A 263-nucleotide genomic window follows, 5' to 3' on the forward strand; every position below is an offset into this window, starting at 1 on the left:
ATATCATCATCATTATATCTTCATTATCATCATCATCATCATCATTATTATTGTTATTAATTTCGTTGCGACTACTACTGCTACTACTACTACTTCTACTACTAATGCTTCTTCTTCTACTACTGATGTTACTACTACTACTAGTACCATCATCATTATCATCATTAATAGCATTATTATTATTTCTGTTATTATATCATAACTCTGATTATTGTTCATATATCTACTTACGTAAGGAATGTAAGGCTCTGTGTATCTCTTAT

General features: G+C 28.1%; 1 protein-coding gene. It reads right to left on the reverse strand.

From position 1 onward, the window contains the following. Window positions 1-12 precede the first annotated feature (12 nt). Window positions 13-263 (reverse strand): hypothetical protein (locus IEQ44_RS18660; protein ID WP_227487661.1); only part of this gene is annotated, 251 nt, incomplete at its 5' end.

Source organism: Nocardioides malaquae, from assembly GCF_015070385.1.
GTDB lineage: Bacteria > Actinomycetota > Actinomycetes > Propionibacteriales > Nocardioidaceae > Nocardioides > Nocardioides malaquae.